Raw genomic sequence first — 26,870 nt, 5'->3', positions numbered from 1 at the left:
ACGGTAATGAAGGGCCATGAACCATTTTCTCAGACCCCTCAAACACGCCCAGGAACGACACGCCCTGCCGGTGGGCAGCCCCATAAAGCAACAGGCTCGCCCGCGGTCGCGCCCTGCCGAAGCGGGCGCGGTCAGGTCCTTTCCGTCCAGACGGTGATCGAGATTGTCGCGGTGATCGAGTTTGTCGAGATCAGGGCGCCGGAGCTAGGCCGAGGCGCGCCGCCCGCCCGGAGTGAAGCCCTCCCGGCCGAACAGGAACAGCACGATGTCTTCGGCGGTGCCCTCGAACGGAGATCCCCGGCCGACGCGCCAGAGCGCATCCGTTGCGACCAGGGTTCGCCGGCGCAGAACGGCCTTGACCGGGGTGGGCGCGATCAGCGCGCGGCGGAGCGCCACCGCTCCGGTCACGGTCGGCGCCACCGGCAAGGGGAGGTCCAGCGCGCGGGCGATGTCGAAGCCGTGAACGACGGCCTCCGTCAACTCGGTGACGCCATGGCGGCCGACACCCGCCAGTCTGTCGGCGGCGATCCGGCGCAGCGCGGCGATGAGCGCTGCCGGCTCCGCCTCCGCCGCAGCCCGGCTGAGCACATCGATCCCGCGGTTCGGATTCAGGAACCGACCGTCCAGCATCGCTCGGCCCAGACTGCGCACCAACTCCGTGTTCGTGACGCCGAGCCGCCAGACCAGGTGGCCGGCGACATCGCGCACCCGCCACTCGCCGCACAGGCTCGGCGCCTCCCACTGCTCGGGGCTGAGCCCGGCCAGGAGATCGGCGACGGCCGTCAGGGTCTCCGCGAGTGGCATGCTCCAGTCGGAACCGGCCCCTGACTCATCGACGGCCGGACGTTGACTGAACGGCAGGTACTTCGTGAATTCCGGCATGGTGTCCAGCCTAGACTTGCCCGGTGATCGACACCCCGAAGCGGCAGAGTGCCGGGCGCGCCCTCGCCCTGGTCGGGATCGTCCTGGTGGCGGCCAACCTTCGCACGGCCGTCGCCGCCCTGTCGCCGATCGTGACCCAGGTGAGCGCCGACATCCCGCTCGGAGCGGTCTTCATCGGAGTGCTCGGCATGCTTCCCCCCGTGTGCTTCGCGGTCTTCGGCATCTTCGCCCCGGTCTTCACCCGGCGCCTCGGCCTCGAACCGGTATTGATCCTCGCCCTGGCGGCGATGGTGCTCGGGCACCTGGCGAGGGGGCTCTCCGGTTCGCTCAGCTGGCTCATCATCGGCAGTGTGATCACCTTCGCCGGAATGGGCGTCGGCAACATCCTGCTGCCCCCGCTGGTCAAACGGTACTTCCCCGACCGGGTGGGCCTGGTCACCTCGTTGTACGTGACCGTGATGTCGCTCAGCACGCTGCTGCCGCCGCTGGTGGCCGTGCCGGTCGCGGATGCCGCGGGCTGGCGGGTTTCCCTCGGCATGTGGCTGGCCCCGGCCCTGGTCGCGCTGCTGCCCTGGCTCACGCTGCTGCTGCGGGAGCGGGGACTGGCACGTTCACGCGCCGCACCCGTCGTCGAGGAGGCCGAGCCGGCGCTGCTCGGCCGGATCTGGCGCTCGTCGATCGCCTGGGCCATTGCCGTCGTGTTCGCCACGTCATCGCTCAACGCCTACGCGATGTTCGCCTGGTTGCCGCAACTTCTCATCCAGTCCGCCGGTGTGACGCCGGGGCAGGCCGGGACCCTGCTGTCCCTCTATGCGGCCGTGGGCCTGCCCTGCGCGCTGGTCATTCCCTCCCTCACCGTGCGGATGAGGAATCCCGGCCTGCTCGTCTACGCCGGCATGGTCGCCTTCGTCGCCGGCGACCTGGGGCTCCTGCTCGCCCCGTCGACCCTGACCTTCCTCTGGGTCGGTCTGGCCGGGCTGGGACCGCTCCTGTTCCCGCTCGCGCTGGTGCTGATCAACCTGCGCACCCGCAGCCATGAGGGAGCCGTCGCGCTGAGCGGGTTCGTGCAGGGCGTCGGCTACACCCTGGGCGCCCTCGGCCCGCTGGTGGTCGGCGTGCTGCACCAGCTCACCGGTGGCTGGCAATGGCCGCTCATCTTCCTGATCGCGACCGGCCTCGCGATCAGCCTGGCGGGCGCTGTGATCTCCCGCCCGCACCTGCTCGAGGACGACCTGCGCGCCACACGCTGACCCAGGCCGGCCGGAGCCGCCGGCCTCAGGGAACCAGCCCGGTGCCGGTCACCGTGCCGGTCACCGTGCCGGTCACGGCGACCTCGGCAGCCGCGTCCTCGTCGTCCCGGCGCATCGCCGGTAGGGCGATCGTGGCGAGCAGGCCGAGCAGGATGATGCCGGCCGCGCTCAGGGTGGTGATCCGGGCTGCCCCGACCATCGCCGTCTCGGCCGCGACCTGGGCGGCGGGTCCGTTCGGCAGTGCACCGAGTTCGGGGATGGCTGCCCCGGCCGAACCCTTGACGATGCCCACGATCTGCTGCTGGGCCGCATTGTCGAGGCCCGGCACCGAGCGGAGATTGTCGGTGGTGGCCGCGGCGAGAGTGGAGACCAGCAGAGTGCCGAGCAGGGCGATTCCGAGCGCCGACCCCAGCTGCCGCACGGTGCTCTGCAGCCCGGACGCCTGCCCGCTCTGGCTGACCGGCACGTCGGCGAGGATCACGCTGGTCAGCTGGGCCGTGGCCATGCCCACGCCGGAGCCGTAGACGAAGAGCCAGGCCGCCAGGACCCAGCCGTTGGCGGTGAGGCTGATGCTCAGTCCCAGGCCGGTGATGGCGACGGCCTCGAGGAAGAGGCCGATCCGCACGACGGCGCGACCGCCGAGCCGGCGGGTGAGCTGTGGTGTGCCGCCCGAGATGAGGAACGTGCCCACCGCGAGGGCGAGGATGAGCAGCCCGGTGTCCAGGGCGGTGTAGCCGAGCGCGCCCTGCAGGAACAAAGGCAGGGCGAAGAGCATGCCGAATTCGCCGAGGGCGACGACCAGCGCCGCGATGCTGCCGTAGCGGAAACTGCGGATGCCGAACAAGGTCAGGTCGAGCAGCGCCGGCCTGTGCGAGCGGGCGCGAGAGCGCTCGACGAGCACGAACGCGGTGAGCATGGCAAGGCCGAGCGCGAAGGCCACCGGCACGGGCGACACCGACCAGGACCAGCTGAAACCGCCGAGAGTGAGCGGCTCGGTGGTGGTCCACCAGCCGTAACGCTGGCCCTCGATCAACCCGAAGACCACGGCGCCGAGACCGAGGATCGACAGCACCACGCCCGCGGCGTCCGCACCGCGTTCGGCGTGAGGGTCCTTGGTCTCCGGCACCCAGAGCAGGGTGCCGACCAGCACGATGATCGTGATCGGGATGTTGATCAGGAAAGCCCAGCGCCAGCTGAAGTCGGTCGTCAGCCAGCCGCCGACGAGCGGTCCGACGGCTGCCATCCCGCCGATGGTCGAGCCCCAGATCGCGAAGGCGATCCCGCGTTCGCGCCCGGTGAACAGCGCGTTGATCGTCGAGAGGGTGGCCGGCAGGATCATGGCGCCGCCGGCGCCCTGGAGCAGCCTGGCCATGATCAGCGTCGTGGCGGAGTCGGACAGCGATGCCAGCAGGCTCGCGACGCCGAACACGACGATGCCCACGATGAGGAGGCGCCGCCGGCCGAAGATGTCCCCGATCCGGCCGACGGTGATCAGCAACGCCGCGAAGACCAGGGCGTAGACCGAGTTGACCCACTCGGCGTCGGAAGCGGTCAGGTTGATGTCCCGGATGAGGACCGGGAGCACGACGTTCACAACGGTCGCGTCCATGATGATCACGGACACGGCCAGGGCGATGATCGGCATGGCCTTCCACCGCTTCGGATTCAGTGTGGTGCCCTGGCGTGCGTCGGTCACGATGGTTCCCCGCTTCTCTCGGTCTTGCTGACACTTATGTCAGTATCATAGACCGCGCAGCGAGTGGCTCGTACACTGGATCACCGGCGGAACAGCCGGACGAGGGGATGCCATGCCGAAGATCGCAGCGCCGAGTGTCGCTGAGCATCGACTGCGCCAGCGGGACGCGTTGCTCCGCGCCGCCACCGAGCTCCTCGTCACCGGGGGAGTGAGCGCCGTGACTCCCGCGGCCGTCGGTGCCGCCGCCGGGCTGTCCCGGCCCGGCGTCTATCAATACTTCTCCTCCGGAGCCGACATCCTCGCCGCGGTGATCGAGGACGCGTTCCCGCGCGCCAATGAGTCGCTGCGGAACGCGCTCGACGGGGTGGCCGGGCCGGAACGGAGACTCGAGACCTATCTGCGCGAGACGCTGCGCCTGGCCGCCGAAGGTGCGCACCGCCCGGCCGCGGCGCTCGCCGCGGCGCTCGCCGCGGCGCAGCTTCCCGACGAGTGCCTGGCCAGGCTGGGGGAACTGCACCGGGAGCAGGCGGCCCCGTTCCTGGCCGCGCTGGAAGAGCTCGAGGTGCCTGAGCTGCAGCTCACCGCGCGGCTGCTGGCCGGAGTGATCGAGGCCGCAATGGGCGCGATCGACACGGGCGCGCCCCTCGACCTGGTCACGGAGCATACGCTCGCGCTGGTTCGCTTCGCGGTGGCGCCCCGAGCGTAGTCAGTCGACCGGTTGCTGCGCCCGGAGGATCAGGCGACGAGGGCGGCCCGGTGGATGAGGGCGGCGGCGCCGATCAGCGGGCCGTCCCCAGAGAGGGCGGAGGGCACCACCCGCACCCGCCGCGCGAACTCGAAGACCGTCCGTTCGTCGACGGCCGCGCGCACGAAGTCGAACAGGTCGGGCGTCACGTGGGAGAAGCCGCCGCCGATCGCGACGACGTCCAGGTCGACGAGGTTGGTAGCCGAGGCGATGGCCTGGCCGATCGCGCGGCCGGCGCGGCGCACGGCGGCCACGGCGACCGGGTCGCCGTCGGCGTAGGAGGCCGAGAGCTCCTCGCCGGTCGTGCCGGACCAGCCCTGGGTCCTGGCCCAGGCCACGGTGCGGGGGCCGGATGCGACGGCCTCCAGGCAGCCGATCCCGCCGCAGGCGCACCGGTCGTCGAAACCGCCGACCTCGATGTGGCCGATGTGGCCGGCGTTTCCGCTCGGCCCGGACACCGTGGTGCCGCCGAGGATGAGGCCGCCGCCGACGCCGGTGGACACCACCATGCCCATCAGGCTGTCCACGCCCTGTCCTGCCCCGAGCCAGTGCTCGGCCAGCGTGATGCACAGGCCGTCAAGCCGCACCCGCACCGAGACATCCGGGACCAGGCGTTCGACCAGGTCCCGGAGCGGATACCCGCGCCAGGCCGGGAGATTCAGCGGTGAGACGGCCCCGTCGGCCACGGCGATCGGCCCGGCGCTGCCGATGCCGACGCCGGCCAGGTCCGACCCGGCCGGCAGCCCGGCGAGGGCGCGGCCGACGACCGACTCGACCGCGTCGGCGAGCTGCTCGCTCGTGGCCGTTGGTCCGGTGGGGGAGCGATGCCGGCTGGACGCGAGGACGGCGCCGTGGTCGTCGACCAGGGCGGCCTCGACCTTGGTGCCGCCGAGGTCGACGGCGAGCGCGTAGGTGGGGGACATGATCCGAGCCTAGATCGTGACATCGGTTCGCCCGACTGCTCAGATGAGCAAGATTCCAAGCAGATGTTGATCGGGGCGGGACGGCAACCTAGGCTGGTCTCAAATCGGATGGAGCGCACCAGGGTGATCGACACTGACGAACTGCTGTCAATTCGTGCCGCCGAGCTGTACTACGAGGAGAACAAGACGCAGGACGAGATCGGCACCCTCCTCCGTCTCACCCGGTGGAAGGTGGGCCGGCTGCTCGCCCAGGCCAAGGCCAGCGGGTTCATCCGGATCGAGATCGTGCACCCCCGCGCCCGTCGGCTCTCCGTCGAGCGCAGGCTCCGGGAGGCGACCGGCCTGACGGATGCGATCGTGGTCTCCTCGGCGGGCGTCGCCAGCGACGAGGAACTGCAGTCCCGCACCGCCCAGGCCGCCGCCGACTACCTGACCGGCCTCCGCCCGGTGCCCCGCACCCTCGGGATCAGCTGGGGCCGCACCCTGCACGAGGTCGCCCTGCACCTCAAGCAGGGCTGGGCGCACGGGGTGAACGTCGTGCAGATCAACGGCGGCGTCAGCCTCAACCGTCGCGCCGGGACCGCCGCGGCGACAGCGGTGAACATCGCACACAAGGCGGCCGGCGCGGCCACGCTGCTGCCGAGCCCGGCCATCCTCGAACGCCTCGAGACGAAACAGGCGATCGAGTCCGACCGTGCCGTCGCCGCCGTGCTGAACCTCGCCACCGCGGCTTCGGCCTACCTCTTCAGCGCCGGACAGGCCGACGAGAACTCGGCGCTGGTCGACAGCGGCTACCTCACCGTGGAGCAGGTCGCCGAACTCGTCCGAAAGGGCGCCGTCGGCGACATCGTGGGCCGGTACATCGACAGCAACGGCAACATCGTCGACCCGGAACTCGACGGGCGCACCGTGGGCATCCAGCTCGAGCACTTGCGCCAGGCGAAGACGGCGATCGCCGTGATCGCCGGCGGATCGAAGCACGCCATCGCCCGCGCCATTGTCGGCAGCGGGCTCTGCACCGTCCTGGTGACCGACGAAGACACCGCCCTCGCCATCCTCGGCGACGAAGCTTGACCAACCCAAACCGCAAGGACAACTCATGACTAGCAGTCAATTGGCCATGGCCCAGCTGAACACCGGGGAACGTGCACTGGCGCTCCTCGGCGGCGAGGCCACCGACGCGAACCTGCGCCGGTACCTGCACGGCATTCCGGGGATCGACGCCGTCGGCCTCGAACAGCGCGCGGCCGACCTCGGTACGCGCTCGGTGAAGACCAGCTCGAAGAAGTGGGCGCTCGACAAGATCATCAGCCTGATCGACCTCACCACCCTCGAGGGCGCAGACACCCCCGGCAAGGTGCGCTCCCTGGTCGGCAAGGCCCTCACCCCCGACCCGGGAGACCCCGCCTGCCCCCGGGTAGCCGCCGTCTGCGTCTACGGCGACCTGGTTCCCATCGCCGTCCAGGCGCTCGGTTCCTCCCACGCCGCCGGCACCGCCACCGGAATCAACGTCGCGGCCGTCGCCACCGCCTTCCCGAGCGGGCGGGCATCCCTCGCCGTCAAGCTTGCGGATGTCGGCGACGCCGTCACCGCGGGCGCCGACGAGATCGACATGGTCATCGATCGGGGCGCGTTCCTCTCCGGCCGGTTCGGCCAGGTCTACGACGAGATCGTCGCCGTGAAGGAGGCCTGCAGGCGGGCCGACGGAAGCTACGCCCACCTCAAGGTGATCCTCGAAACCGGGGAACTGAACACCTATGACAACGTGCGCCGCGCGTCGTGGCTGGCCATCCTGGCCGGCGGCGACTTCATCAAGACCTCCACCGGCAAGATGGCGCCCGCGGCGACGCTACCCGTCACGCTGTCGATGCTCGAGGTCGTGCGGGACTGGAAGCGCCTCACCGGTGCCAGGGTCGGCGTCAAGCCGGCCGGCGGCATCCGCACCTCCAAGGACGCCATCAAGTACATCGTGACCGTCGCCGAGACCGTCGGGGAGGAATGGCTCACCCCGAGCCTGTTCCGGTTCGGCGCCTCGAGCCTGCTCAACGACGTGCTGATGCAGCGCCAGAAGATGACCACCGGGCACTACTCCGGCCCCGACTACGTGACGATCGACTAAGGGAATCACCAATGAGCTTTCTTGACTACGCTCCGGCACCGGAGTCCCAGGCAGTGCTGAACCTCCGCTCGGACTACGGCCTGTTCATCAACGGCGAGTTCGTCGCCGGTCGCGGCGAACCATTCCAGACCATCAACCCGGCCACCGAGAAGCCGATCGCGATGATCGCGCACGCCAATACGGCGGATGTCGACACCGCCGTCGCCGCGGCCCGCCGCGCCTACGACCGCACCTGGTCGAAGCTCTCCGGCAGTGACCGCGGGAAATACCTCTTCCGGATCGCGCGCCTCGTGCAGGAACGCGCCCGCGAGCTCGCCGTCGCCGAGACCCTCGACAACGGCAAGCCGATCAAGGAGAGCCGCGACGTCGACGTTCCCCTGGTCGCCGCGTGGTTCTTCTATTACGCGGGTTGGGCCGACAAGCTCGATCACGCCGGAGTCGGACCGACCCCGTCCTCCCGCGGCGTCGCCGCCCAGGTGATCCCGTGGAACTTCCCCCTGCTGATGCTGGCGTGGAAGATCGCCCCGGCCCTTGCCGCCGGGAACACGGTCGTGCTGAAGCCCGCAGAGACCACCTCGCTGACCGCACTGCTGTTCGCCGAGATCCTGCAGCAGGCCGACCTGCCCGCCGGAGTCGTCAACATCGTCACCGGTGGCCGGGAAACCGGCCAGGCGCTCGTCGGCCACCCCGACGTCAACCTGGTCGCCTTCACCGGCTCGACCGGGGCCGGCCGGGCCATCGCCCGCTCGGTCGCCGGAACCGACAAGAAGGTCATCCTCGAGCTCGGCGGCAAGGCCGCGAACATCGTCTTCGACGACGCGCCGATCGACCAGGCCGTCGAGGGGATCGTCAACGGAATCTTCTTCAACCAGGGTCACGTCTGCTGCGCGGGAAGTCGCCTGCTGGTGCAGGAGAGCATCCACGACGACGTCATCGACCGGCTCAAGCAGCGCCTCTCGACGCTGCGCCTCGGCGACCCGCTCGACAAGAACACCGACATCGGCGCCATCAACAGTGCCGACCAGCTGCGCCGCATCCGTGAGCTCACCGAGATCGGGGAGCAGGAGGGCGGCGAACGCTGGAGCCCGGCCTGCGTGCTGCCGGACAGCGGATTCTGGTTCGCGCCGACGATCTTCACCAATGTGTCCACCAGCCACCGCATCGCCAGGGACGAGGTCTTCGGCCCGGTGCTGTCGGTGCTCACCTTCCGCACCCCGGCCGAGGCCATCGCGAAGGCGAACAACACGCCGTACGGCCTGTCCGCCGGGATCTGGACCGAGAAGGGCAGCCGCATCCTCGCCGTCGCCGACAAGCTGCGCGCCGGAGTGATCTGGGCGAACACCTTCAACCGGTTCGATCCGGCCAGCCCGTTCGGCGGCTACAAGGAATCCGGCTACGGACGCGAGGGCGGCCGCCACGGCCTCGCCGCGTACCTCAAGCCCGCCGCCGGCCGGTCCGCCGCGCGCACCGTCACGACGGCCCCCGCCGAATCCTCGCCCGAGCTCGACGCGAAGGCCCCCGTCTCACGAAAGAAGGCCGCAAAGTGACCCGCCTCGCCGTTCCCAAGACCTACAAGCTCTACATCGGCGGCAAGTTCCCGCGCAGCGAGTCCGGCCGCGTCTACGAGATCCGTTCTCACGGCGGGGACTTCCTCGCCAACGCCGCGCAGGCCAGCCGCAAGGACGCCCGCGACGCGGTCGTCGCGGCACGGTCGGCCCTCGGCGGCTGGGCCGGCGCCACGGCGTACAACCGCGGACAGGTGCTCTACCGGATCGCCGAACTCCTCGAGGGCCGCCGCGTGCAGTTCATCGACGAGATCGTGCAGACCGAGGGCGTGACCACGGCCGCGGCATCCGCCCAGGTCGACGAGGCGATCGACCGCTGGGTCTGGTACGCCGGCTGGGCCGACAAGTACGTGCAGGTCGCCGGCAACGCGAACCCGGTCTCCGGGCCGTACTTCAACATCTCCGTGCCCGAACCCACCGGCGTCGTGGCGATCATCGCCCCGCAGTCCGGCGGTTCCCTGCTCGGGCTGGTCAGCGCGGTCGCCCCTGCCCTCGTGGCCGGGAACACCGTCGTCGTCGTCGCGAACGAGACCATGCCGCTGTCCGCGGTCAGCCTCGGCGAGGTGCTCGCCACCAGCGACGTGCCCGGCGGGGTCGTGAACATCCTCACCGGTTCGCCGGCCGAGATGGCGCCGTGGCTGGCCAGCCACGCCGACGTGAACGCCATCGACCTCGTCGGGGCCGGTGACCTCGACTGGGTGCACCTGCAGATCGACGCGGCGGAGACCCTCACCCGGGTGCTGCAGCCGGAGAACGGCCCGGATGCCGCGAGCCCGTCGCTCGCCCGCATCGTGGCGTTCACGGAGACCAAGACGATCTGGCACACCAAGGGCCTGATCTAGCGGCGCCCGCCCGTCGAATTCGACGGAGATTTTGCCCAAACCGGTCCAAAACCGGCTGCACAAGGCGCGAAACCAGAAAATCTCCGTCGAATTCGACAGGCATCGCGAGCCGAGCGGGCGGACGAACCGGCCGCGCCGCTACTCCTCGTGCGGCCGCTCGGTGTTGTCGTCGCGCAGCAGGTCCTCGAGGGCCTGGTCGACCTCGTCGAGCACGGGCTCCGCGCCCTGGGCCGAACTGGTCAGCCGGGCGACCAGGCTCTTCGGATCGTCGAGGTCGGCGCTCGTGGGCAGAAGGTCTGGGTGCGCCCAGAGTTGGTCGCGCGCCTCGTTGCCGACCGCATCCGTCACGGCCTGCCACATGGCGGCGGCCTCCCGCAGCCGGCGGGGCCGGAGCTCCAGCCCGACCAGGGTGGAGAAGGCGGACTCGGCGGGGCCGCCGGAAGCCCGGCGCCGCTTCACGGTCTCGGCGATCGCGTCCGCCTTGGGCAGCCGCCCCGTCGCCTCCGCCGTGACCACGTCGACCCAGCCCTCGACGAGGGCCAGCATGGTCTCCAACCGGTCGAGTGCGGCCAATTGCGCGTCGGTCTTCGGCGGAATGAGCGACCCGTTCACCATCGCCTGGCGCAATTCCTCGGGGTTGGACGGGTCGAAGCCCTCCGCCAGTTCCTCGAGCCGGCCGGAATCGATATGGATCCCGCGCGCGAAGTCGGTGATCGAACTGATCAGGTGCAGCCGGAGCCAGCGGGAATGGCGGAACAGCCGCGCGTGCGCGAGCTCGCGCACCGCCAGGTAGATCTGCACCTGGTCGGCGGGCACGTCGAGGCCCTCACCGAACTCGGCGACGTTCTGGGGGAGCAGGGCTGCCTGCTGGTCACTGAGCAGCGGGATCCCGACGTCGCCGCCGGAGACGACCTCGCTCGCGAGCTGGCCGACGACCTGCCCGAGCTGCATCGCGAAAAGGGTGCCGCCGATGCTGCGCATGACCTGGCTTGCGCCGGCCATCATGCCCTGCAGCTCTTCGGGGGCCTGTTCGGTGAGCACCCGGGTCAGCGAGTCGGAGATGCTGGTCGCGACCGGCTCGGCCAGCTGGGTCCAGAGCGGCATGGTCGCGGTGACCCATTCCTTGCGGGTCATCAATCGCGGCGTCGTGGTGAGTTCGGCGACGGAGATCACCTCGTCCAGCCAGAGGGCCGCGATGTGGAAGGCCTGGTCGAGGTCCGCGCGCTCCTTCGGGGTCGGTGAGAGAGCCCCGGCGGTCGCCCGTTCCTGGCCCTGGCTGAGCGCGATGTCCCAGTTGATGCCGCCGTCGCCACCGCCGCGCAGGGCACCTTGTAGCTGGCTCATCAACGCCGCGATGCTGGCCGGGTCGTTGGGCAGCCCGGCGGCCCCGGCGAGCTGGCTCGGATCGATCGACGACTTCCCGGACAGGATGTCGCGCAGCATGTCCCGGAACTCGTCTTCGGGATTGTGACCCTCTTCGGGTCGTGAGTCGTCGGCCACTTCAGGCACCTCTCAGTCGCGTGCCTCTACGCTATCCGGAGATCGGCTGTCCGAGCTGGGAAATGTCCTACGCTGGTGGGTCTGGTGTCCGCCTGTCGCGAACACGCAATCTGGAAGGAACCCGGTGGCCCTTTTCACCGATGACGCGCCACCGTCCGGCGAACATCCGCATCGACCGGGCCGCTCCGGACGGGCCGGCTGGATTGTGCTCGGCGTTGCGCTCACGATCGGCCTGATCCTGGGCGTTACCCCTTCGCCGTACGTGATCGAGAAGCCGGGGCCGGTCTACAACACGATCGGCGCGGCGAATCACAACGGAACCGAGACGCCCCTGATCACCATCCCCGGCGAGACCGTCTACCCGACCAAGGGCAGCCTCGACCTGCTCACGGTGTCGCTGGTCGGAAACCCCGACAACCGGCCGAGCTGGCTGAAGGTCGCCGCGGCGTGGCTCGACCCCAGCCAGGCGGTCATCCCGATCGATGCGGCCTTCCCGCCGAGCGTGACGACCAGGCAGCGTGACGAGGAGAACCAGGCCATGATGGTCGACTCGCAACAGGATGCCATCGCCGCGGCCCTGACCAACCTCGGCTACGACTACCCGACCGTCGTCTCCGTCGTCTCCCTGCCCAAGGACTCCCCGGCCCAGGGGATCATGAAGGCCGGCGACCAGGTCGTGTCCGTCAACGGCGCCACCGTGGCCGACATCGGCGCGCTGCGGAAGGCCCTCAAGGCCAACGGCACCGAGACTCCCGCCAGCATCGGCATCGTCCGCGACGGCAAGAACCTCACCGTGCAGGTCGCCCCCGTGAAGTCCTCCACAGCCGTGGTCGTCGGCATCAACGTCACGACCTCTTACGACTTCCCGTTCGACGTGAAGATCCAGCTCGACCAGGTGGGCGGGCCGAGCGCCGGCATGATGTTCGCCCTCGGGATCATCGACAAGCTCACGCCGGGTGCGATCCAGGGCGGGGCGGATGTCGCCGGAACCGGAACCATCGACCAGGCCGGCACGGTCGGCCCGATCGGCGGAATCCGCCAGAAACTCGAGGGCGCCAGCGCGGCCGGCGTCGACTGGTTCCTGGCACCGGCGGACAACTGCAACGAGGTCACCGGACACATCCCCGACGGGCTCAAGGTCTTCGCGGTGAAAACGCTCGACGACTCGCTCGCGGTGCTGGACGCCATCCGCACCGACGGGGACCTGGCCAAGCTGCCCACCTGCCCGGCCGGGTGATCCGCTGCCCGCAGCAAGGGTGCAGGGTATCAGCGCCGTTGTTTCCCGCACCGGGGAGCACTGGCACCTGCGCGCCGCGCGTTCGCCCCTGCCTCTGCCTCTGCCGGAGCAGTTCCCTTCCGGGGGAGGTTTGCGCCTCGCGGTCAACGTGCAGGTAGGGAACGAAACCCCTGTCTAGACTAGACGTTGACCCTTATCGGACAGAGCAAGAGGCCAATTCGTGAGCACAAATTCATCCGCGGGCACCCCCCGACGGAGCAGAGCCCCCCTCGCCATCACGGCCGCGATCATCGCAGGGCTGGTGATTGTGTTCTTCATCTTCGCCGGACTGTACGCGGATGTGCTCTGGTTCGACCAGCTCGGCTTCCTCAGCGTGCTGACCACCCAGTGGTTCGCGGGCACGGTGCTGTTCCTGATCGGCTTCGTGGCGATGGCCCTCCCGGTCTGGGTGAGTATTCAGGTCGCCTACCGGCTCCGCCCCGTCTACGCCAAGCTGAACTCGCAGCTCGACCGGTACCAGCAGGTCATCGAGCCGTTGCGCCGCCTCGCCATGTACGGCATCCCGGCACTGCTCGGCCTGTTCGCCGGCGTTGCCGCCGCGACCCGTTGGCAGGTCGTGCTGATGTGGCTGAACAGCACCCCCACAGGCAAGACCGACCCCCAGTTCGGTTTCGACGTCTCGTTCTACCTGTTCGACCTGCCGTTCTTCCAGGCCCTGCTCGGCTTCGCGTCGGCCGTCGTGCTGATCGCGGCCATCGTGGCTGCCGCAACCAGCTACCTCTACGGTTCGATCCGGGTCAGCGGACGTGACGTGCTCGTCGCCCGTGCGGCCAGGATCCAGATCGCGGTCACCGCCAGCCTCTACCTGCTGCTCCAGGCGGTGAGCATCTGGCTGGACCAGTACTCCACCCTGACCGACACGAACGAGCTGTTCACCGGCGCCGGCTATACCGATGTCAACGCCACCATCCCCGGGCGGGCGATCCTCGCCGGGATCGCGGCCGTCGTCGCCATCCTGTTCCTGGTCACGGCGGTCATCGGCCGCTGGCGCCTGCCCGTCATCGGCACCGCGCTCCTGATCGTGAGCAGCCTGCTGCTCGGCTCGCTCTACCCGTGGGTGGTGCAGCGCTTCCAGGTCGTCCCCAGCGCCAAGACGCTCGAGTCGCCCTACATCAAACGCAACATCGACCTCACCAGGGACGCCTACGGCCTCGACAAGGTCGAGGAGGTCCCCTACAACGCGAGCACCACGGCCGAGCCCGGCGCGCTCCGCGCCGACGCCGAGACCACCGCGAACATCCGCATCCTCGACCCGGCCCTGGTCAGCGACGCGTTCAGCCAGCTCGAGCAGTTCAAGCAGTACTACCAGTTCCCGTCGAACCTCGACGTCGACCGGTACACGATCGACAAGAAGTCCCAGGACACCGTGGTCGCCGTGCGAGACCTCAAGCTGTCCGGCCTCAACGCCGGAGCCACCTGGGTGAACTCGACCATCGTCTACACCCACGGGTACGGCGTCGTGGCTGCCTACGGCAACCAGCGGTCGGCCGACGGCCAGCCGGTGTTCCTCGAGTCCGGCATCCCGAGCAGCGGGTCGCTTGGCAAGTACGAGCCGCGGGTGTACTTCGGCGAGAGCTCGCCGACCTACTCGATCGTGGGAGCCCCTGAGGGCAGCAAGCCGGTCGAACTCGACTACCCGTCCGGCACGGAGGGCGCCCAGCAGACCTACACGACCTTCACCGGCAACGGCGGTCCGAAGCTCGACAACGCCTTCAACAAGCTGATCTACGCCCTGAAGTTCCAGTCCGAGCAGATCTTCCTCGCCAACGACGTGAACGAGAAGTCGCAGATCCTCTACGACCGCGACCCGGTCACCCGGGTGCAGAAGGTGGCGCCGTACCTCACGCTCGACTCGGACGCCTACCCGTCCGTCGTCGACGGGCGCCTGAAGTGGATCATCGACGGCTACACCACCTCGGCCGGCTACCCGTACTCGACCCCGGTCGGGCTGAGCGACGCGATCGCCGACACCGAGACGCCGCCCCAGCCGTTCGCGCTCGACAACGTCAACTACATGCGCAACTCCGTCAAGGCCACGGTCGACGCCTACGACGGTTCCGTCACGCTCTACGCCTGGGACGACAAGGAGCCCATCCTGAAGACGTGGCAGAAGATCTTCCCATCGACGCTCAAGCCGATGAGCGCGATGAGCGGTGACCTGATGAGCCACGTGCGCTACCCCGCGGACCTGTTCAAGGTGCAGCGGAAGGTGCTCGGCAAGTACCACGTCACCGACCCCGGTTCGTTCTACTCGGTCGACGACGCGTGGACCACCCCGAACGACCCGGTGTCGCCGTCGACGAACACGACCCTGCAGCCGCCGTACTACCTCACCATGCAGGTGCCGGGGTCGGAGAAGCCGGCGTTCACGCTGTATTCGACCTTCATCCCTGACGCGACCGGCGCGACCAGCCGTAACGTGCTCACCGGCTATCTGGCCGTCGATGCGGATGCCGGGTCCACCGACGGCAAGCGTGCCGCCGGCTACGGCAAGATCAGACTGCTCACCCTGCCGAAGGACGACACCGTCCCCGGTCCGGGCCAGGTGCAGGCCAAGTTCAACGCCGACCCGACCGTGTCCACCCAGCTGAACCTGCTCAAGCAGGGCCAGTCGAAGGTGCTCAACGGAAACCTGCTCACACTGCCCGTCGGCGGGGGACTCCTCTACGTGCAGCCCGTCTACGTGCAGTCGACCGGTGAGACCAGTTACCCGCTGCTGCAGAAGGTGCTCGTGGCGTTCGGCGACCAGATCGCGTTCGAGGACACCCTCGACAAGGCGCTCGACGTGCTCTTCGGCGGTGACTCCGGAGCGAACGCCGGCGACACCAGCGTGCCGCCGACCACGACGACACCGCCGACCACGACGACCCCGCCGGCCACCGGGACGACAACGCCGCCGACGTCGACCGGCGACCCGGCGAAGGATGCCCAGCTCAAGTCGCTCCTCGCCGTCGCCAAGCAGGCGCTCAGCGACAAGCAGGCGGCCCTGTCCGCCGGTGACTTCGCCGCTTACGGCACCGCGGACAAGAAGCTGGCCGACACCATCGCCAGCATGCTGGCACTGCTGGGGTAGCCCGGCAGGCACCATCCGCCACGCGCGGGTGCCGTGCCGCTCCGCCGGTGGTTCTTCCATCTGGGGGAGCGGTACGGCGCCCGCGTTTCGGCGTCGGGGACCAGTGAAAACGGGGGTTGTGGTCGGCCGGTTCGCGAGGTTGTGGTAAATTTGTACTNGGTTGTGGTCGGCCGGTTCGCGAGGTTGTGGTAAATTTGTACTCGTAGCGCGGGGTGGAGCAGTTCGGTAGCTCGCTGGGCTCATAACCCAGAGGTCGTAGGTTCAAATCCTGCCCCCGCAACCAATAACCCCCGGAATCCTTGTGATTCCGGGGGTTTTCTCATGCTCGGCCGCCTGGGCCGTGAACTAGCGGGGCTGTGGTAGATTGGTTCTTGTAGCGCGGGGTGGAGCAGTTCGGTAGCTCGCTGGGCTCATAACCCAGAGGTCGTAGGTTCAAATCCTGCCCCCGCAACCAATAACCCCCGGAATCCTCGCGATTCCGGGGGTTTTCTCATTCCCGGCCGGTCCTGCGAGGATAGGCGCGGGGCGGTCAACCGGGATCCTCCAGTGATCCAGGGAGAGCTGAATGCCTCTGCGTCCGTCTGACCCGACCGCCACGGTGCAGGCCGCCAGCCTCGGCACCGAGTTCTTCCGCCGCGGGCTCGACGCACTTCCGGACGGCGCGCTGGCCGGGGAGTCCCTGCTTCCCGGCTGGACCCGTGCCCACGTCGTGGCCCACGTCTGCTACAACGCCCTCGCCCTCGGCCGGCTGGCCCAGTGGGCCTCCACCGGCGTCGAGACGCCGATGTACGCCTCAGCGGCGGTGCGCAACACCGAGATCAGGGATGGCGCGCTCCTCGCCCCCGGCGCGCTGCGGCGACTCTTCGCCGACTCGGCGGCCCGCCTGGACAGGTGCTGGGGGGACGTGCCCGAATCCCGGTGGGAGCACCCGGTGCGGAACGGCCAGGGCGCCATGGTCCCCGCGTCGGAAACGCGGTGGATGCGCACCCGGGAGGTGTGGATCCACGCGATCGACCTGAACACGGGCGCCTCATTCCAGGACATCCCGGCACCGGTGCTCGAGCGCATCCTCGGCGACATCACCGGCGCCTGGCAGGCCAGGGGCGAGCCGGGCATCCGTCTGACGCCCACCGACTCCGAGAGCGCCTCCAGCGGGGCTGCGGATGCGGGGGTGCAGCTGCGCGGGTCCCTCGCCGCCCTGACCGCCTGGGCCGCCGGCAGAGGCTCACTGGGAGTATCTGCCGCCGCGGGGGACATCCCTGCGCCGCCGCGCTGGCTCTGAACGCCGGCATGCAGAACGGCCCCGCACCTTTGGGTGCGGGACCGTTCTGCGTTCAGTGGGCGGTCAGGCCTACTTCGCTGCCTTGCGTGCGGGCTTCTTGGCGTCGCCGTGCTCTTCGGCGCCGGTCTTGATCGCTTCGTCCACGACGGCGGCGCGGTTGGCGCGCACCTCCTTGAACGAGGTGCCGTAGTACGCGGCTTCCATGATGGTCTTCATGTCGGCGAGCATCGGCATGCGCGGGTTGGCCGGTGCGCACTGGTCGCCGTAGGCGCCCATCGCGAGGGCGTCGAGGCGACCGATGAAGTCTTCCTCGTTGACGCCCTGGGCCTGGAAGGACGGCTTGATGCCGACCTGGTCGCGCAGCTTCTCGACTGCCTGGGCGTAGGACTCGATGCCCTCTTCAGGCGTCGAGGCCGGGAGGCCGAGGTGCTTGGCGATCTGCTGGAAACGCTCGGGAGCGATGTAGCTCTCGTACTTGGGCCAGCTGGTCAGCTTGGTCGGGATGAGCCCGTTGTAACGGATCACGTGCGGCAGGTACGTGGCGTTCACTCGACCGTGGATCAAGTGGAGCTGCGCACCCGTGACGTGGGCCATCGCGTGACAAATACCGAGGAACGCGTTACCGAAAGCCATTCCGGCGATCGAGGACGCGTTGTGCATCTTCTCGCGGGCCTTGATGACGCCGGCATCCGTGCTGTTCGCCGTGCCGTTGGCGCTGATCGCGATGTTCTCGAAGATGAGCTTGATCGCGTGCAGGCAGAGGCCGTCGGTGAAGTCGTTCGCGTAGACGGAGACGTAAGCCTCTGTCGCGTGCGTCAGGGCATCGAAGCCTGAGTCGGCGACGAGGAACGACGGCATCGCAGCGGTCAGCGACGGGTCGATGATCGCGACGGTCGGCAGCAGCGCGTAGTCGGCGAGCGGGTACTTCACTCCGCTGACCTCGTCCGTGATGACGGCGAACGGTGTCATCTCTGAGCCGGTTCCCGAGGTGGTCGGGATGCAGACGAGCTTGGCGAGTTCACCGAGGTCGGGGAACTTGAACGCGCGCTTGCGCACGTCGAAGAACTTTTCCTTCATGTCGGAGAATTCGATTTCGGGGTGTTCGTAGAGGAGCCACATGACCTTGGCGGCGTCCATCGGCGAACCGCCGCCGAGGGCGATGATCGTGTCGGGCTTGAAGGCCCGCATCTCTTCAGCACCCTTGGTGACGGCGGACACGGTCGGCTCGGGGAGCACGTTGTCGATGATCTGCAGCGACACGCGGTTCTCGCGGCGGTTGAGCACGTCGAGGATCTTGTCGACGAAGCCGAGCTTGGTCATGGTCGCGTCGGTGACGATGGTGACGCGTTCCACGTTGCGCATGTCCGTCAGGTAACGGATGGCGTTCGGCTCGAAGTACGTCTTGGCGGGGACCTTGAACCACTGCAAGTTGTTGTTCCTTCGACCGATCCGCTTGACGTTGATGAGGTTGATCGCCGACACGTTGTTCGACACGGAGTTGTGGCCGTACGAGCCACAACCGAGGGTCAGCGAGGGGATGAAGGCGTTGTAGATGTCACCGATGCCGCCGAGCGAGCTGGGGGCGTTGGTGATGATGCGAACGGCCTTGACGCGCTTGCCGAACTCCTCGATGATCGCGGGGTTCTCGCTGTGGATCGAGCCCGAGTGGCCGAGACCGTCGAATTCCACCATCTGCTCGGAGAGCGAGATGCCTTCTTCGGTGTCCTTGGCGTGCAGCACGGCGAGGACCGGGGCGAGCTTCTCGCGGGTCATCGGCTCGTGCGGTCCAACGCTTGCAACCTCGACCAGGATGATCGACGTGTCTTCCGGAACGGTGAATCCGGCCTGCTGGGCGATCCAGACCGGCGACTTGCCGACGACGGAGGCGTTCAGCTTGGCGCCGCCGCAGTTCTCCGAGTTGGCCTGCACGCCGAAGATGAACTCTTCGAGCATGGTCTTCTCGGCCGGGGTGACCCGGTAGGCGTGGAGGAGGTTGAACTCGGCCATGGCCTCGTTGTAGAGGGGCTCTTCGATGATGACGGCCTGCTCCGAAGCGCAGATCATGCCGTAGTCGAAGGCCTTCGAGAGCACGACGTCGTTGACGGCACGCTTGAGCTTGGCGCTCTTCTCGATGAACGCCGGCACGTTGCCGGCGCCGACACCGAGGGCGGGCTTGCCGCAGGAGTAGGCCGCGCGGACCATGGCGTTTCCACCGGTCGCGAGGATGGTGGCCACGCCCGGGTGGTTCATCAGCAGGGTGCTGGCTTCGAGTGAAGGAACTTCGATCCACTGGATACAGTTCTTCGGTGCGCCGGCGGCGATGGCCGCGTCGCGCACAATGCGTGCGGCGGCAGCGGAGGACTGCTGTGCTGCGGGGTGGAAGCCGAACACGATCGGGTTGCGGGTCTTGAGGGCGATAAGGGATTTAAAGATTGCGGTCGAGGTGCAGTTCGTCACCGGGGTGATTCCGCAGATAACACCGACCGGCTCGGCGATTTCGGTGATGCCGGTAATTTCGTCGTGGCTGATAACGCCGACTGTTTTAAGGTTCTGCATGGAGTTCGTAACGTGCTCGCATGCGAAGAGGTTCTTCACGGCCTTGTCTTCGAAGACGCCGCGGCCGGTTTCCTCTACAGCGTGAACAGCCAGTTCGGCATGCTTGCTGAGGGCCGCTACCGACGCCTTCTTGACGATGTGGTCGATCTGTTCCTGCGTGAAATTGGCATATTCGAGCAGTGCTTCGCTCGCGCCTTTAACCAGGGTGTCAATTGTTGTTGCAAGTGACTCGGTGACTGGTTTGTCGATTATTGTCATGGTGCCCCTCTTCGGCAGCCCAACTTGGGCTTTTCGCCTCTTAGCGTAATTCTACGACCCCGCGACGGGGGCCGAGCATCAGGGGTAGGGCGGCTAGGCCGTCAACAGAGATACATTGATGCATTTATGCTGATGTTTCCGCTGATTTCGGCCTCGGAAGATTTTTGAACTTTTTTCTCCAGAGGGGGAATACGAGGTCCCCCTTCACGCGGGCGCGCCCGCGAGCGTTCCCGCGCGGGCGCCGGCGTCGTGTGGACGGGCGTGGTGCGGATGCCGGATCAGCGGCGGCCGAGGTGCTGCACGGCCGCGACGGCGTCCTGCACGGCGGCCGCGGCCCGGCCGGCTTCGGCGGTGGTCGTGCCCGACGCCAGGGTGAACCGCACGGCGGTGAGCGCCTCCTCCGCCGGGAGCCCCAGCGCGGTGAGTACGTGCGAGGGTTCGTCGCTGCCCGCCGCACAGGCCGAGCCGCTTGAACAGACGATCCCGCGCTGCTCCAGTTCGAGCAGGACGGCTTCACCGCTGGTGCCGGGGAAGACGAAGGATGCGCTGCCGGGCAGGCGCGCGGACGGATGCCCGGTGAGCCGGGCGGCGGACGTGCCGGCCAGCACCGTGGCGATGAAGGCGTCGCGCAGCCGGGTCACGCGCTCCGACGCGGCCACGCGTTCCTGTTCTGCCAGGCGAAGCGCGACCGCCAGGGCGACGGCGCCCGCGACATTCTCGGTTCCACTGCGGCGGCCGCGTTCCTGGCCGCCGCCGTGCACCAGCGGTTCGATCGGAAGCCGACGGCGCAGGTAGGCCGCCCCGATCCCCTGGGGGGCCCCGAGTTTGTGCCCGGAGAGGCTGAGGGCGTCGACGTCCAGCTCAGCGATGGAGAGGGAGAGCCAGCCGGCGGCCTGCACGGCATCGGTGTGGAACGGCACCCCCGCCGCCCGGCTGAGGGCGGTGAGCTCGCGGAGCGGCTGGATGGTGCCGACCTCGTTGTTGGCGTACTGCACGGACACCAGGGTCGTCTCCGGACGGAGCACGCGGCGGAGTTGCTCGGGGTCGACCTGGCCGGAGGAATCCGGGTCGAGCATGGTGATCTCGAAGCCGTGCAGGCGTCGCAGGTAGTCGCACGACTCGAGCACCGCCTCGTGTTCGACCGGGGTCGTGATGATCTGCCGGCCGCGGGGCGACCCGAGCGCGATGCCCTTGACCGCGAGGTTGTCGGCCTCGGTGCCGCCGCTCGTGAAGACCACCTCGGTGGCGCGGCAGCCGAGGACCGCGGCGACCGCCGTCCGTGCCGCGAGCAGGGTGGCGGCCGCGGCCTCGCCCACCTGGTGGTGGCTGGACGGGTTGCCGAACCCGCCGGTGAACTGCGGCCAGAGCGCGTCGAGCACCTCCCGGCGCACGGGGGTGGTGGCGGCGTTGTCGAGGTAGACCATCAGCGGCTCAGCCCTCGAGCACCGCGATGTCGAGGCCGAGGTCGAGTGAGCGCACGCTGTGGGTCAAGGCCCCGACCGAGATGATGTCGACCCCCGACTCGGCGATGGCGCGCACGGTGGCCAGCGAGACCCCGCCGCTGGCCTCGACCAGGGCGCGGCCGGCGGTCAGTCGAACGCCCTCCGCGAGGTGCTCCGGCGTGAAGTTGTCGAGCATGATGGTGTCGACGCCGGCGGCCAGCACTGGCTCGATCTGGTCGATCCGGTCCACCTCCACCTCGAGGTGCGTGGTGTGCGAAATGCGGTCCCGCACCTGGAGCAGCGCCTCGGTGAGCCCGAGGCCGCCGGCGGTGAGCACGGCCAGGTGGTTGTCCTTGGCCATCACGGCGTCGGACAGGCTGAAGCGGTGGTTGTGGCCGCCGCCGCTCCGCACGGCGTGGCGCTCGATCGCGCGCAGGCCGGGGGTGGTCTTCCTGGTGTCCACGATCCGGGCGCGGGTGCCGGCCGTCTCGGCGACATAGAGTGCCGTGAGCGTGGCGATGCCGCTCATCCGTTGCACGAAGTTCAATCCGATCCGCTCCGCCTGGAGGATGCCACGGGCGGGCCCGGACGCCTCCGCGAGCACCTCTCCCGGCTTGAAAGCGGCGCCGTCCGCCACGAACAGGCGCACGTCGATGCGCTGGTCGGTCAGCCGGAACGCCGAGGCGAACACCGGGCCGCCGCTGAACACGCCGGGCTCCCGCGCCACGAGCTGGGCGGTCGCCACGGCGTCGGCGGGGATGAGCACCTCGCTGGTCACATCGCCCCAGGGGGCATCTTCGTCCAGGGCGGCGCGCACGACGGTGTCGATGGCAGTCAGGGTCAGCATGCGATGGCCTCCTCGGCCTCGGTGTTCGTTTCGGTCGTGTCTTTCGTCGCCCGGCTGAAGGCGACGGTATGGGCGAGCTCCGGCCGGCTGGCCGGGAAGTCGGAGCGGTAGTGGGCGCCGCGGGATTCCTCCCGGCCGAGTGCCGCCGCCACGGTGATCCGGGCGAGGTCGAAGAGGTTCGCATCTTCGTATGCCTGGATCTGCATATCAAGGCGGGGGTCGGCATCCGGGCCGGTGGCCGGTCGGTTCCAGCCGGCCAGGGTGGCGGCGGCGGCAGCGAGGCCCTCGCCGCTCCGGAGCACGCCCGCGTACTGCCACATGACTCGCTGGATCCCCTCCCGGTCGGCGAACGGCAGCGTCGATCGGCCGCTCAAGGCCGCCGCGGGCCGCGGGTCTGACGTGCCCTGGACGGCGTCGGCTCCAGCGTCCCCGGCGGTGTCCACACCGTCGACAGGGGAGACCCCCAACGCGCGCACGGCCCGGTCGGCGAACACGGCCGCCTCGAGGAGGGAGTTCGAGGCCAGTCGGTTCGCGCCGTGCGCTCCGGTGCGGGCCGTCTCGCCGACCGCGTAGAGGCCGGGCAGGCTCGTTCTGCCCCAGATATCGGTGAGCACGCCGCCCATCCAGTAGTGGGCCGCCGGGGCGACCGGGATCGGCTCGGTGGCCCAGTCCAGGCCGGCCTGGCGGCAGGCCGCGGTGATGGTCGGGAACCGGTGTTCGAGCAGGTCGCGGCCGAGCCCGGTGGCGTCCAGCAGCACGGGAGCCCCGTCCTGCCCGGCCATCTCATGGGCGATGCTTCGGGCGACGACGTCGCGGGGAGCGAGTTCGGCGCCCGGGTGCACGTCGAGCATGAACCGGGTGCCGAGCGCGTTGTGGAGCACCGCGCCCTCGCCCCGCACCGCCTCCGAGACGAGGGGGGTGCCGGGCACCGCGAGGGCGGTCGGGTGGAACTGGTAGAACTCCAGGTCGGCGACTGCCGCGCCGGCCCGCCAGGCCGCTGCCACGCCGTCGCCGGTGGCCAGGGCCGGATTCGTGGTGTGCGGGTAGAGTGAGCCCGCACCGCCGGTGGCGAGGATGACCGAGTCCGCGGTGAGGCTCTGCAGTTCGCCGTCGGGGCCGAGCAGAATCGCGCCGCCCACCCGGCCGCCCGCCACGACGAGGTCGACGAGCATGGTGTGTTCGCGCACGAGCAGGCGGGGCCCGGCGCCGTCGATTCCCGGGGTGAGCGTGCGGGCCCGTTCCGCGCGTTCCCGCACGGTGGCGACCAGGGCGGACTCGATGGCGGCGCCGGTCGCGTCGCCGCCGGCGTGCAGCACGCGCGACCGCGAATGCGCGGCTTCGAGTCCGCGGGTGACCCCGGATTCATCCCGGTCGAAGTCGACGCCGAAGCGGATGAGGTCCCGCACCCGGGCGGGACCCTCCGTGCACAGCACCCGGACGGCGGCGGCATCGCAGAGGCCCGCCCCGGCCCGCAGGGTGTCGACCATATGGGATTCCACCGAGTCGTCGGGGAACATCGCCGCGGCGATGCCACCCTGGGCGTACCGGGTGTTGCTGTCCGGCAGGGCCGCCTTGGTCACCAGGGTGACAGTGTGGCCGGCGTCGGTCGCCCGGATGGCGGCGATCAGTCCGGCCAGGCCGCTGCCGATGACGAGGATGTCGGCCATTTCAGGCGTCCTGGCGGGCCGGTGCGGGCGGCCGGGCCGCGAGCATCCGTTCGAGGGCGGTGCGGGCGGGCGCCGCGACGTCGTCCGACACGCGGATCCGGTTGAGCACGACGGGCGGCCGGTCGACGGTGCCGACCAGACCCTCGAGCACCCAGGCCAGGTAGCCGGCGTGGATGCGGTACATCGTCGAGCACGGGCAGATCACCGGGTCGAGGCAGAAGATCGTGTGTTCCGGATGCTGGGCCGCGAGGCGCTGCACCAGGTTGATTTCCGTGCCGATGGCGAACGTCGACCCTGCGGGAGCCGCCTCGATGGCCTTGGTGATGTAGTCGGTGGAGCCGTATTCGTCCGCGGCGTCGACGACCGCCATTGGGCACTCCGGGTGCACGATCACCCGCACGCCGGCGTGCTCCCGGCGGGCGGTGTCGATCTGGTCCACGGTGAAGCGCTTGTGCACGCTGCAGAAACCGTGCCAGAGCACGACCTGAGCGGCGTCGAGTTCGGCCGGCGTGTTGCCGCCCCGCAGTTTGCGCGGGTTCCACATCGGCATCCGGTCGAGCGGCACACCCATGGCTTTGGCCGTGTTGCGGCCGAGGTGCTGGTCGGGAAAGAACAGCACCCGCCGGCCGCGTTCGAACGCCCACTCGAGCACGGTCTCCGCGTTCGACGAGGTGCAGACGATGCCACCGTGCGCGCCGCAGAACGCCTTGAGCGCCGCCGAGGAGTTCATGTAGGTGACCGGGATGACGGGCACCCGGCCGTCGGCATCCGGGGCCGTACCGTACTGCTCCTCGAGCTGTTCCCAGCAGTCGGTGACCGAGTCGATGTCGGCCATGTCCGCCATCGAGCAGCCCGCGGCCAGGTTGGGCAGGATGACGGCCTGGGCCGGGGTGGAGAGCAGGTCGGCGGTCTCGGCCATGAAGTGCACGCCGCAGAAGACGATGGCCTCCGCGTCGGGCCGGCTCTTCGTGGCCTGGGCCAGCTGGAACGAGTCACCGACGAAATCGGCGTGCTGGAGCACCTCGTCCCGCTGGTAGAAATGGCCCAGGACGACCACCCGGTCGCCGAGGGTCTTCTTCGCGGCGCGGATGCGGTCGGCCAGTTCCTCCGGCGACGCCACCCGGTAGGTCTCCGGCAGCGCCCCCTGCCGTGGCGATCCGGTCGGGATCACGTCGCCCATGGACGAGCCCGGACCGTAGCCCGGTGTTCCGGCGTCGAACTCCCACGGCCCGGCGGCGAGCTCGGGGCTGCAGGTGCTGCCCGTGGCGGCTCCGGTGCTGATCAGCTGGATGGCCTGGTCAACGGATGCGATGGTCATACGGTTACTCCTCGATGGTCAGAAAAGCCAAAGCGGCAAATCAGGGGGCCGGGCATCCGGGTCAGCCGATCGACGGACCCAGCGGGCCCAGGTCGACGGCCCGCACGGAATCGTTGTATCGGTAGAGGCGGGGTGGACGGTGCCGGGCGCCGGCCACGCGCTCCCCGGTGTCAACGACGGTGCCGGAGGACTCGACCGTTCGGCGGAAGTTGGCCGGGTCGAGGGCCTTCTGCAGCACGGCCTCGTGCACATCCCGGAGCTGGGCCAGGGTGAAGGTCTCGCCGAGGAAGGCGTGGGCGATCCGGGAGTACTCGACCTTCGTGCGGAGCCGCCACAACGCGTACTCGACGATCCGGTTGTGGTCGAAGGCGAGCTCGGGGAGCCGGTCGGCCGGGAACCACTGCACGTTGTCGCCGTCCACGGCGAGCGCCGCCTCCCCTGACTCGACGAGCGCCCAGTAGACCACGGAAACAACGCGGGTGCCGGGGGAGCGGCCGGGGTCACCGAAGGTGTAGAGCTGCTCCAGGTACTTGGGCGCCAGGCCGGTGGTCTCCCGGAGGGTGCGTGCGGCCGCCGTCGCGAGTTCCTCGTCGGCCGGAAGGCTCCCGCCCGGAAGCGCCCACTGGCCGAGGAACGGCTCCCGGGTGCGGCGCACGAGCGGAAGCCAGAGGGTCTTGAAGTCGGACTCCGTGTCGGAACGAAGCGCGAAGATGACCGTCGAGACGGCGAGTGTCGCCTGTGCTGGTGCGGTCATCTGCGGTATCCACTAAGTAAAGGTCACTGTGACTCTAACTGGTGGCACCATCATATAGTCAGAATGACCCGAACTCACAACTTCGGAATGGCAGGTCAGACTCGATCGGATGCCGCCGCAGGCTCCAACGCCCTCACCCGGCGCGCTCCCTTGCCGGTCAGGCCCCAGATCGTGACCCGGGCCATTGCCTCGATCACGATTCCGCCGCTCATTTTCGAGGAGCCGCGGGTGCGCTCCACGAACGTGATCGGCACTTCGACCACCCGGAGTCCGGCGCGAACGGCGTGAAGCAGCATGTCGATCTGGAAGCAGTAGCCCAGGCTTTCGACGCTCGAGAGCCTCATCCGCTCCAGCGCGTTTGCGGTGTAGACCCGGTAGCCCCCGGTCACATCCCGCTCCTGCAGCCGCAGGAGCAGCCTGGAGTAGATCGAGCCGCCGCGGGAGAGCACCCGACGGTGCCACGGCCAGTTCTTCACCTCGCCGCCGGGGATCCAGCGCGACCCCATCACGACGTCGGCCGAATCGGCTGCGTCGAGCAGGGCGGGGAGCTGCTCAGGGAGGTGCGAGCCGTCGGCGTCGAGCTGCACGAGCCGGTCGTAGCCGCGGGAGAGGGCCCAGGAGAACGCCTCGAGGTAGGCGGCGCCGAGGCCGTCCTTGCTGGTGCGGTGCAGCACGTGCACCGCGGCGTCCGAGGCCGCTAGTCCGTCGGCCAGGGCGCCCGTGCCGTCCGGCGACGAATCGTCGACGACCAGCACGTCGGCATCCGGCACGCTGGCGCGCACGCGGCCGACGATCGGGCCGAGGTTGTCGCGCTCATTGTAGGTCGGGATGATGACCAGAGTCTGTGCCATGAA

General features: G+C 69.1%; 20 protein-coding genes and 2 tRNA genes. 11 read left to right on the top strand and 11 right to left on the bottom strand.

Translation table 11 applies throughout. The annotated features are described in order from the left end of the window. Positions 1 to 204: 204 nt before the first annotated feature. A complete protein-coding gene (locus E3O32_RS12015) occupies positions 205 to 882 on the bottom strand; it encodes a maleylpyruvate isomerase family mycothiol-dependent enzyme (protein WP_134509783.1) in 678 nt (225 codons plus the stop codon). Between the two features lie 23 nt (positions 883 to 905). On the opposite strand from E3O32_RS12015, the gene E3O32_RS12010 reads away from it, so the two are divergent. Further along, positions 906 to 2,132: an MFS transporter gene (locus E3O32_RS12010; RefSeq protein WP_134509781.1), complete on the top strand. Its 1,227-nt coding sequence runs from the start codon at positions 906 to 908 to the stop codon at positions 2,130 to 2,132. A 25-nt stretch (positions 2,133 to 2,157) separates the two neighbouring features. Here E3O32_RS12010 and E3O32_RS12005 read toward each other — a convergent pair whose 3' ends face one another. Next, entirely contained in the window at positions 2,158 to 3,828 is a 1,671-nt protein-coding gene (locus E3O32_RS12005) for an MFS transporter (protein ID WP_338145196.1), read from the bottom strand. A gap of 112 nt (positions 3,829 to 3,940) precedes the next feature. On the opposite strand from E3O32_RS12005, the gene E3O32_RS12000 reads away from it, so the two are divergent. Then, positions 3,941 to 4,534: a TetR/AcrR family transcriptional regulator gene (locus E3O32_RS12000; RefSeq protein ID WP_134509779.1), complete on the top strand. Its 594-nt coding sequence runs from the start codon at positions 3,941 to 3,943 to the stop codon at positions 4,532 to 4,534. A 29-nt stretch (positions 4,535 to 4,563) separates the two neighbouring features. Here E3O32_RS12000 and E3O32_RS11995 read toward each other — a convergent pair whose 3' ends face one another. Continuing rightward, positions 4,564 to 5,496 carry an ROK family protein gene (locus E3O32_RS11995; protein ID WP_134509777.1) on the bottom strand — a complete coding sequence of 311 codons (933 nt, stop codon included), beginning with the start codon at positions 5,494 to 5,496 and terminating at the stop codon, positions 4,564 to 4,566. A gap of 123 nt (positions 5,497 to 5,619) precedes the next feature. On the opposite strand from E3O32_RS11995, the gene E3O32_RS11990 reads away from it, so the two are divergent. From E3O32_RS11990 to E3O32_RS11975, 4 genes are read left to right on the top strand one after another with little or no spacing between them, the layout of a single operon-like run. Beyond that, positions 5,620 to 6,570 (top strand): sugar-binding transcriptional regulator, encoded by a 951-nt coding sequence (locus E3O32_RS11990; protein WP_134509776.1) that lies wholly within the window; start codon positions 5,620 to 5,622, stop codon positions 6,568 to 6,570. A gap of 25 nt (positions 6,571 to 6,595) precedes the next feature. Continuing rightward, positions 6,596 to 7,615, top strand: a complete 1,020-nt coding sequence (gene deoC, locus E3O32_RS11985) for a deoxyribose-phosphate aldolase (protein WP_241974870.1) — start codon at positions 6,596 to 6,598, stop codon at positions 7,613 to 7,615. Positions 7,616 to 7,626: 11 nt separating this feature from the next. Next, positions 7,627 to 9,162, top strand: a complete 1,536-nt coding sequence (locus E3O32_RS11980) for an aldehyde dehydrogenase family protein (RefSeq protein WP_134509774.1) — start codon at positions 7,627 to 7,629, stop codon at positions 9,160 to 9,162. Beyond that, positions 9,159 to 10,022, top strand: coding sequence for an aldehyde dehydrogenase family protein (locus E3O32_RS11975; protein ID WP_134509772.1), 864 nt, complete (start codon positions 9,159 to 9,161; stop codon positions 10,020 to 10,022). The genes E3O32_RS11980 and E3O32_RS11975 overlap by 4 nt, the downstream gene beginning before the upstream one ends. Positions 10,023 to 10,160: 138 nt before the next feature. Here E3O32_RS11975 and E3O32_RS11970 read toward each other — a convergent pair whose 3' ends face one another. Beyond that, positions 10,161 to 11,522, bottom strand: a complete 1,362-nt coding sequence (locus tag E3O32_RS11970) for a zinc-dependent metalloprotease (RefSeq protein ID WP_370250048.1) — start codon at positions 11,520 to 11,522, stop codon at positions 10,161 to 10,163. 124 nt (positions 11,523 to 11,646) lie between these two features. Between E3O32_RS11970 and E3O32_RS11965 the strand changes: the two genes are divergently transcribed. From E3O32_RS11965 to E3O32_RS11945, 5 genes are all read left to right on the top strand, one after another. Continuing rightward, on the top strand, positions 11,647 to 12,759 hold the full coding sequence (locus tag E3O32_RS11965) for a YlbL family protein (protein WP_134509770.1): 1,113 nt from the start codon (positions 11,647 to 11,649) through the stop codon (positions 12,757 to 12,759). Between the two features lie 220 nt (positions 12,760 to 12,979). After that, complete coding sequence (locus E3O32_RS11960; protein ID WP_174774804.1) at positions 12,980 to 15,892, top strand: UPF0182 family membrane protein; 2,913 nt, start codon at positions 12,980 to 12,982, stop codon at positions 15,890 to 15,892. A gap of 206 nt (positions 15,893 to 16,098) precedes the next feature. Further along, positions 16,099 to 16,175 (top strand) — tRNA-Met (locus E3O32_RS11955). 94 nt (positions 16,176 to 16,269) lie between these two features. Further along, positions 16,270 to 16,346: transfer RNA gene (locus E3O32_RS11950), tRNA-Met, on the top strand. Positions 16,347 to 16,457: 111 nt separating this feature from the next. After that, positions 16,458 to 17,174, top strand: coding sequence for a maleylpyruvate isomerase family mycothiol-dependent enzyme (locus E3O32_RS11945; RefSeq protein WP_134509768.1), 717 nt, complete (start codon positions 16,458 to 16,460; stop codon positions 17,172 to 17,174). A 69-nt stretch (positions 17,175 to 17,243) separates the two neighbouring features. Here the strand turns inward: E3O32_RS11945 and adhE are convergent, their stop codons facing one another. The 7 genes from adhE to E3O32_RS11910 form a co-directional block, all read right to left on the bottom strand. Further along, positions 17,244 to 19,988: a bifunctional acetaldehyde-CoA/alcohol dehydrogenase gene (gene adhE, locus E3O32_RS11940; RefSeq protein ID WP_134509766.1), complete on the bottom strand. Its 2,745-nt coding sequence runs from the start codon at positions 19,986 to 19,988 to the stop codon at positions 17,244 to 17,246. Positions 19,989 to 20,266: 278 nt separating this feature from the next. Continuing rightward, entirely contained in the window at positions 20,267 to 21,412 is a 1,146-nt protein-coding gene (locus E3O32_RS11935; protein ID WP_134509764.1) for a cysteine desulfurase family protein, read from the bottom strand. Positions 21,413 to 21,419: 7 nt separating this feature from the next. After that, positions 21,420 to 22,277, bottom strand: coding sequence for a carboxylating nicotinate-nucleotide diphosphorylase (nadC, locus tag E3O32_RS11930; protein WP_134509762.1), 858 nt, complete (start codon positions 22,275 to 22,277; stop codon positions 21,420 to 21,422). Further along, complete coding sequence (gene nadB / locus E3O32_RS11925) at positions 22,271 to 23,944, bottom strand: L-aspartate oxidase (protein WP_134509760.1); 1,674 nt, start codon at positions 23,942 to 23,944, stop codon at positions 22,271 to 22,273. The genes nadC and nadB overlap by 7 nt, the downstream gene beginning before the upstream one ends. A gap of 1 nt (position 23,945) precedes the next feature. Continuing rightward, the gene (nadA, locus tag E3O32_RS11920; RefSeq protein ID WP_134509758.1) at positions 23,946 to 25,262 is read right to left on the bottom strand and encodes a quinolinate synthase NadA; all 1,317 of its coding nucleotides are present in this window, start codon (positions 25,260 to 25,262) and stop codon (positions 23,946 to 23,948) included. Positions 25,263 to 25,323: 61 nt separating this feature from the next. Continuing rightward, a complete protein-coding gene (locus E3O32_RS11915) occupies positions 25,324 to 26,016 on the bottom strand; it encodes an NUDIX hydrolase (RefSeq protein ID WP_134509756.1) in 693 nt (230 codons plus the stop codon). 95 nt (positions 26,017 to 26,111) lie between these two features. Continuing rightward, a complete protein-coding gene (locus E3O32_RS11910) occupies positions 26,112 to 26,867 on the bottom strand; it encodes a polyprenol monophosphomannose synthase (RefSeq protein ID WP_134509754.1) in 756 nt (251 codons plus the stop codon). Between the last annotated feature and the right edge of the window lie 3 nt (positions 26,868 to 26,870).

The organism is Cryobacterium mannosilyticum (assembly GCF_004402705.1).
Lineage (GTDB): Bacteria > Actinomycetota > Actinomycetes > Actinomycetales > Microbacteriaceae > Cryobacterium > Cryobacterium mannosilyticum.
The sequence above is the reverse complement of the archived record's forward strand: the minus strand, read 5'-3'. Positions and strand labels throughout refer to the sequence as shown.

Bases quoted from the DNA above. Each gene is read 5' to 3' on its own strand.
- E3O32_RS12015 (WP_134509783.1), bottom strand. From the start codon at position 882: ATGCCGGAATTCACGAAGTACCTGCCGTTCAGTCAACGTCCGGCCGTC.
- E3O32_RS12000 (WP_134509779.1), top strand. From the start codon at position 3,941: ATGCCGAAGATCGCAGCGCCGAGTGTCGCTGAGCATCGACTGCGCCAG.
- E3O32_RS11995 (WP_134509777.1), bottom strand. From the start codon at position 5,496: ATGTCCCCCACCTACGCGCTCGCCGTCGACCTCGGCGGCACCAAGGTC.
- deoC (WP_241974870.1), top strand. From the start codon at position 6,596: ATGACTAGCAGTCAATTGGCCATGGCCCAGCTGAACACCGGGGAACGT.
- E3O32_RS11980 (WP_134509774.1), top strand. From the start codon at position 7,627: ATGAGCTTTCTTGACTACGCTCCGGCACCGGAGTCCCAGGCAGTGCTG.
- E3O32_RS11945 (WP_134509768.1), top strand. From the start codon at position 16,458: ATGCCTCTGCGTCCGTCTGACCCGACCGCCACGGTGCAGGCCGCCAGC.
- adhE (WP_134509766.1), bottom strand. From the start codon at position 19,988: ATGACAATAATCGACAAACCAGTCACCGAGTCACTTGCAACAACAATT.
- E3O32_RS11935 (WP_134509764.1), bottom strand. From the start codon at position 21,412: ATGGTCTACCTCGACAACGCCGCCACCACCCCCGTGCGCCGGGAGGTG.
- nadC (WP_134509762.1), bottom strand. From the start codon at position 22,277: ATGCTGACCCTGACTGCCATCGACACCGTCGTGCGCGCCGCCCTGGAC.
- nadB (WP_134509760.1), bottom strand. From the start codon at position 23,944: ATGGCCGACATCCTCGTCATCGGCAGCGGCCTGGCCGGACTGATCGCC.
- nadA (WP_134509758.1), bottom strand. From the start codon at position 25,262: ATGACCATCGCATCCGTTGACCAGGCCATCCAGCTGATCAGCACCGGA.
- E3O32_RS11915 (WP_134509756.1), bottom strand. From the start codon at position 26,016: ATGACCGCACCAGCACAGGCGACACTCGCCGTCTCGACGGTCATCTTC.
- E3O32_RS11910 (WP_134509754.1), bottom strand. From the start codon at position 26,867: ATGGCACAGACTCTGGTCATCATCCCGACCTACAATGAGCGCGACAAC.